Here is a 7,266-nt window from a genome sequence, read left to right as displayed (position 1 = left end):
ACGACCACCGGAGCAACGACCACCGGAGCAACGACCACCGGAGCAACGACCACCGGAGCAACGACCCCCGAGGCAACGACCACCGGAGCAACGACCACCGAGGCAACGACCACCGGAGCAACGACCACCGAGGCAACTACCCCCGAGGCAACGACCCCCGAAGCAACAACCACCGAGGCAGCAACGACCCTTAGAATATTGACGACCAACAAGCCGCCCACCACAGTTCCGACCGTTATAGTAGAAACAATTACATGTTCAAAAAACAATAATGTTTCTCCGGTTTGTTGTGGAGATAAAGTTAACTCATTCAATAAATATTGGAAAAGCGATCAAAACGGAGGACCTGCATCTCGCTGCAGTTCCTTTACCCGTTTCATTAAAACATCAGGTTGTACCAATAAATCTAAATTAGACAATGGTAGTTATAACCGATTTAATTCAGTGGATGAATTTTGTAAATCCAAAGGGTGGGGTAAGGCTGTTTATGACTGAGCCCGCGTGAAACCGGGGTTGGGTCTTGATGGCGACAGGCGAAGCCTGAGAATGTGGGAGGTTCTGTGAACTGAAATCATTCGTTGAAATCCAGTGGGTTCGACTCCCACCCGGTAAAGATTAACCATCAGCCGGAAGCGAGGTTTGCTTAGTCATGGGTAACCTTGGCTTTGAAGCGTAAACAGCAGGTACTAAAGCCGCGGGATTGAGCTCCGAAATTGACGCTTTGCTGGAGGCCTTGTTGTTCAAGAGGTGGGGTCAGCACTGAAATGTCGATTTGGTGAGACATAATCAGTCCGGCCGGAGTCAGAGACCGGGGCAAAGGTACAGGATGGATTTCTCAGGAACCTGCGAGATCCAGTGCTGACCTGAGTTAAGTAGCCATTGGTTCTATGGCTGAACAGAACCTGGTCGTTGGGTTTTGCTTCAGGCCCGGCGAAGCAAATATGAAGCAACTCTCAGGAGTCCGGAAGCGAATCCATAAGTGACCGGATAGTAGGTACTGGAAGTCTTAGTGTCCCATAGTACTGATGACAACGGGGAACTCTGCTCAGGAGGACCCGGACGAGGAAAGGGGACATCATAGTTGTTGAACCGTTTGTGGGAAACACAAGAGGTACATTGAAACCTTATGTTTGTGTCAACGAAACAGAGACGGATAGCCACACTGGCCAGAAACAACCGAGCCATGGCTTTCACCTCGCTAAATCAATACATGGACTACAACTGGCTTTTACAGGCCTATCAACTGACCCGCAAGGATGGTGCGACAGGCGTCGATGGTCAAACTGCCGAGATGTACGAACGACAGCTGGAGTCTAATCTCCTTAATCTGCTGGATCGGCTGAAATCTGGTCAGTATCGAGCACCTGCGTTACGTCGCGTTTATATTCCAAAAGGGAAAGGTCAGAAACGATCTTTGGGCATACCGACCTTCGAGGACAAGATTGCCCAGAGAGCGGTGGCGATGCTATTGGAACCTATTTATGAGCAAGATTTCTATAACTGCTCGTTTGGGTCCCGCAAAGGCAGGTCAGCGCATCATGCCTTGCAAAGTCTACGTAGCCACATAATGCGAGATGGAGGCCAATGGGTACTGGATGTGGACATCCAAAAGTATTTCGATACGATTGACCACAGTCAGTTAAGGCAGTTTCTTGCCAGAAGAGTAACTGATGGCGTGGTACGAAAACTGATCGATAAATGGCTGAAGGCCGGTATACTCGAGTCGGGAGAGCTTAGCTACCCGACAATGGGAACACCTCAGGGTGGTGTTATTTCACCACTGTTAGCCAATATCTATCTGCACTATGTACTGGATGACTGGTTTATTAGAACTGTACAGCCAAGAATGCAGGGAAGGTGTAGCTTGACGCGTTTTGCTGATGACTTTGTCATGGTGTTTCAAAACTATGATGACTGTTGTCGAGTAGAGCGTGTACTGCCTAAACGCCTTGGTGGCTATGGCCTAACGTTGCATCCGGAAAAGACGCAGAGAATTGACTTTCGGGTTCAATATCGAAAGGAAAGCAAGCGTCGTGGACTTCCGATCAATTTTGATTTCCTTGGGTTCACACACTTCTGGGGTATAACCCGGAAAGGTGGTTTTGCAATATTCCGGAAAACCGCCAAGGGGCGATTAGCCAAAACGCTGAAATCATTCAACGACTTTTGTCGTAAAGATAGGCATAAGCCATTGAGTGAGCAGTACGCCATGCTGAACCGGAAATTACGGGGACACTTTGCGTACTTCGGCATTACTGGAAACATAAAAGCCCTGAAGGCAGTGCATGATAAAGTACAGAAAATCTGGCATAAATGGCTGGGGCGTCGATCTCGGAAAAGTTATATTCCGTGGGAGAAATTCACCCAGTTCCTGAAACGCTTCCCCCTGACACCGCCAAGAATCCAGCATCAGTACTATCATGGTTGTCAGTTAGTGAACCAATAACTGTGAGGAACCGGATGCCTTAATTGGGCTCGTCCGGGTCTGCGAGGGCTGAGGACGGTAACGTCCTCATCTACTCGGATTGCGACAGGCGAAGTCTGGGGAATCGGGACCAGGTCTTTAATTACGCATGACAAATGTCGTTTATGCTGTTAACAAAGATATTTGGAAAGTAGACCGTCGAAACTTCCCCGACAGCCCCTCGCAGAACGGTACGTAAACCTCTCCCCATCGGGCAGGTTAATTTCATACTCGTGAACCAATTCGATAGACAGCTTGCAGCCATGCAGGACAACCTACCAAATTAACTCCATATGAAAGTAACCCTGTTTTCACTACAAACTCCTCCGGTTTATCAGGTTGCTGGCTACACCATAAACAGGCATCCAGACAAGATCCCAATAATTCCGTTGATCCTTATTGAAAACAACCCGACGCTGCCCCTTTGCACCACCTCCATTACAGAGGCTTCATCACCACTACGAGCAGCCCCGTCCCAGTGCATGGCATGGGTACTCAATCCCTTGTGGTTGCAGCCACTTGGGAGTCTCCCTTAGCATCCCGCGACTGGTTCTCGCAGTTCCACAGAAGAGCCCGGCACAGATTCATGCCACCTATACGCCGGACACCACCTGCACAGCATTCGGAATTCACTTGCAGATTTATCCCGGGAGATTATGCGGCCCCCGGTTCTGATGTCAGAAAAAGTCTTTTTCGACGCCTCAACAGTGGTTCGGGTTTACTCATCTCTCTGTACCACACATGCCAGGTCAAGCCTGACTTTTCCTCATCGCTCACGACCACCACTCTTAATGGCAGCCGCATGAAGTAGTTTGAAGCCTGCTTCCGACAGCGGACTTCGGTGGGCCTAGCCTCTTCCATAGCTTCCACGTTCTTCAGGACTTCGTCCTTTGAACTCCTAAAGCCGTGCTACAGCACACGCACAATGAAAGACCCCAACCTTTTTGACCCTAGCTGTTTACGCAGTTCGGGACCTGACCCCCCGGCTTTTCTCTGTTTTATAAGATTCTTGCGCATTATCAGTTGCGGATAATTCAAACGGTTCTTTTTGATGCCTCAGCCTTGTCTATCCTTGTCTCATTTTACGAGGTATTAACTTTGATATCCCAACCTGCCGTTCAGTCCACAGGCGCACCCATGGCTTCTGGCTCCATACCCGATCAGCCAACGGAAAGTGACGGGCTATTTGCCGGGTTCTTAACGGTCGCCCCTTGGCGCGTTCCGATCCTGTTTTTGCGGTCGCTTCACCCCGGTTATATTCCTCCCGGGCCGCAGCCGTCGGCACAATCGGATGAAGGTCCGGCTTTCACTTTTGGCAGCCCCGATGGGCAGGACAGTAGCTTTTTCGAGGGTGTTGCGCTGGGTGCCCGACTGGTGTCGCCTTATACGGTGCTGTCAGCGGAGATCAGCACGATGCTGGAGGGTTTTATTACGCTTTCCTCAGCGGCCCGGCTCAGGGATTTTTTTGGGGCGACTAAAGGTTCGCCACCAGGGCAGAGCCAGGTGGATGGCTCCGCAACAAACGACAAAGGCAGGAGAAAAAAGAAACCGCAGCAAACACCACAACGCACCAGCCCACCGGCCACCGCCTCTGTTGGCATTGGCCAGCTACCGAAAGCCGCCGTGGCACTGGGTGCCCTGTCTGGCCTGACTGCTGCGGCGGCTGCATCCCCATCCGGCAATAAAACCGAAGGGTGGATTGAGGTGCCGAATGCCACGACCTTGGGCAAGATTGGCCGTGATTCGGGCTATCTACTGAGTGGTTATTACTTCCAGACTGCGAATATTGATGGTGGTGAATTACTCCAACCCATTGGCAGCGATGGTCAAGCATTTACCGGTAAATACAATGGTCAGGGATATACCATTGAGAATCTCCGGGACTGCTTTGTGAAAAATCTGAAGGGTGAGGTTGATGGCCTGGGTTTCACTGATGCCATAATAGGGTCGAGTTCTGGCCCAACAGGAGTAGTGGCCTGTAGAATTTCACGCAGTGGGACAGTTAATAATATCCGGGTTGAAAATGCTCATGTTGACAACCGCAGGGATAAAGCGGCAATTATAGGGGGTGAAATCAACGGAAATGTTGCCAATATCACAGCAGTTGATTGCTCTGTCAGCGCTGGAAAGCATGCTGGTATCGGCGGAGGAGCTGTCTATGATAAGGGAACTCTTGCTAACCTCACAGCAATCAACTGCAAGGTGGAAAGCTCCGGTTATTCTTATGATGTCGGTATCGGGGCAGGCAGGGTTTCTGGAAAAATTGCCGACATCACTGCAATTAACTGCAGCGTGACAACGCTCCGTCATGGTGATGCCGGTATCGGGGCGGGGGCAGCTTATACTCGTTATCCTTATCCTGGCGGAGTTGTTTCTAACACCCTCGCTAACACCATAGCGATAAATTGCACAGTGAAAACTTCCGGTAAAGGTGATGCTGGTATTGGCGTGGGGAAAGTTATTGGACGCCAGGCTTACACCGTCGCTAACACCATGGCGATAAATTGCACGGTGGAAACCTCCGGTGATGATGCTGATGCCGGTATCGGGGCGGGGAGCATTGATGATGGAACCATTGCTAACACCATGGCATTCAACTGCACGGTTAAAACCTCAGGTAAAACTGCAAATGCAGGTATCGGGACAGCAAGGCACGGCACTGTGGTCAACACGAAGGCGGTAAACACCACTGTTGAAAGCAGATATGCCGATGCAAAAATCCGGGGAGGCTCTAACCCCACTATCTGTAATGTTCGCGTTAACGGTACACTGCAACCAGACACCGCCGGGGATTGCCTTTACCTGCTCGATCATTTCTGTGAAGATACTGACCCCCGCCTGTTGAAGCCGAATTGCCAGCCCGGTGACTGTTATTCATGGGCATTAACAAATGACACTTTCACCGGGTTTGCGTCATGTCCTGTTGCCTTGGAAACCATCTCAACTACTCCCAGACAAATCACAACACCAGAAGCAATAACAACTTCTGCACACAGCCCAACGCCGCCAACAGTCACTAACCAGACGGTAGCCAATACCACGCAGGTTAACAGTTCTGCCAGGGGCACAGGTTACTCTTCAGGCGGGGCCGGGGTGCCGTTACCGGCCGCACCGGCACCGAAGGTAGCGAACACCACCATGAACGTTTCCGGCCTGCCGGGGGCCAACATGACGCTGCCCACCACGGCGGCACCGCTGGCGGCTACCCTGAGTACCGGCGCAGTAGCCGGTATCGCCCTGGGGGCTGCGGCCGCCTTTGTGGTGGCAGGGGTGGTGGCAGGGAGGTACATTTATCGTCATTATTGCCGCGGGTCATCCCCTGCCGCTGCCGATGACTCGCAGGAGTTGGTGGCCATCAATACTGTGGGGCAGGCAGAGGAGGGAGGGCCTGGTACACGGTTTCAATGAGTTTGAAGTGTACAATCTCCGCTCAGGATGAACGGAGAGTGAGTTCTAAATGTCGGAATTATTTAAGGACAATTACTTAGGGCATTGGCAGCGAAAAAGGCAGCGATAAAACTACCGGCTCACTCCGCTGTCATCCTTTACAGGGAATACACAGGATCTATCCCAGACGGATGTGGCAGCGCTGACGGTTTGCTCTCCCTGCAAGATGGATCCCATACAATCTCTCTACGAAATGACAGCGGAGTTTTCCTGCTTTATAAGATTCTTGCGTATTACCCATTACCAATAATTCAAACGGTTCCTTTCATCGCCTGTGCCTTGTCTACCCTTGCCCTTATTTTGCGAGGGAATAACGTTGATATCTCGACCTACCGTTCAGTCAACAGACGCAGCCACTGCCTCGGGTTCCATACCGGTTCAGCCAGGGGAGAAATGGGGCGTATGGGCAGGGATGAAGGTGGCTTTCAGGGATGGTTTTATTCCATTTTGGCAGTCCTGGGATCCTGATTATGTACCCCCCAGGATGCAGTCGTCGGCGCAACCGGATAAAGGTCCGGCCTTCACTTTTGGCAGCCCCGGTGGGCAGGACAGTAGCTTGTTCGAGGGTGTTGCGCTGGCTGCCCGACTGGTGTCGCCTTATACGGTGCTGCCAGCGGAAATCAGCACGATGCTGGAGGGTTTTATTACGCTTTCATCAGCGGCCCGGCTCAGGGATCTTTTTGGCGCGACTAAAGGTTCGCCATCAGGGCAGAGCCAGGCAGACAGCCCGGTGGATGGCTCGCCAACAAACGACAAAGGCAGGAGAAAAAAGAAACCACAGCAAACACCACAACGCACCAGCCCACCGGCCACAGCCTCCGTTGGCCCTGGCCAGCTACCGAAAGCCGCCGTGGCGCTGGGTGCCCTGTCTGGCCTGACCGCTGCGGCGGCTGCATCCCCATCCGGCAATAAAACCGAAGGGTGGATTGAGGTGCCGAATGCTACAACTCTGGGCAAGATTGGCCGTGATCCGGAATATCCACTGAATGGCACTTACCGGCAGACGGCGGATATTGATGGTAGCCAGCTAAACCAGTCCATTGGTAATAAGAACGATCCGTTTACCGGGGAGTACGATGGGCAGTGCCGTACCATCAGCGACCTGTCTGACTGTTTTGTTGACACTCTGAAAGGCAGCATCCGTAACCTTCACTTTACTGGTGCCAATATAACTTCCCAGAAGACGACCGGGTTAGCAGCCTGTGTTGTTGATGATACTGGCACAGTCAGTAATATTCGGGCGAAAGATGTTCGTATTCTCACCAATGGTGATCGAAATTTCGCTGGCATCGGGGGGGGGGAGGTTAAAGGAACGGTTGGCAACACCACGGCGGTGAACAGCACGGTCGAAACCT

The 7,266-nt window shown here is 51.8% G+C and carries 3 protein-coding genes and 1 pseudogene; 3 read left to right on the top strand and 1 reads right to left on the bottom strand.

Going from position 1 to position 7,266, the window contains the following annotated elements; translation table 11 throughout:
- A partial coding sequence (locus tag J7439_RS24630) for a hypothetical protein (RefSeq protein WP_209204702.1) occupies nt 1-221 on the bottom strand: 221 nt, incomplete at its 3' end.
- 962 nt (nt 222-1,183) lie between these two features.
- Between J7439_RS24630 and ltrA the strand changes: the two genes are divergently transcribed.
- The 3 genes and pseudogenes from ltrA to J7439_RS24615 all read left to right on the top strand — a co-directional run.
- On the top strand, nt 1,184-2,446 hold the full coding sequence (ltrA, locus tag J7439_RS24625) for a group II intron reverse transcriptase/maturase (RefSeq protein ID WP_209204701.1): 1,263 nt from the start codon (nt 1,184-1,186) through the stop codon (nt 2,444-2,446).
- A gap of 1,155 nt (nt 2,447-3,601) precedes the next feature.
- Complete coding sequence (locus J7439_RS24620) at nt 3,602-5,872, top strand: hypothetical protein (RefSeq protein ID WP_209204700.1); 2,271 nt, start codon at nt 3,602-3,604, stop codon at nt 5,870-5,872.
- A 355-nt stretch (nt 5,873-6,227) separates the two neighbouring features.
- Nucleotides 6,228-7,266, top strand: a pseudogene (locus J7439_RS24615) (hypothetical protein); the annotation flags it as partial.

Source organism: Salinisphaera sp. G21_0 (genome assembly GCF_017744115.1).
In the GTDB taxonomy this organism is placed as follows: Bacteria; Pseudomonadota; Gammaproteobacteria; order Pseudomonadales; family Endozoicomonadaceae; genus Endozoicomonas.
This window is presented reverse-complemented; position numbering and strand designations above follow the sequence as displayed.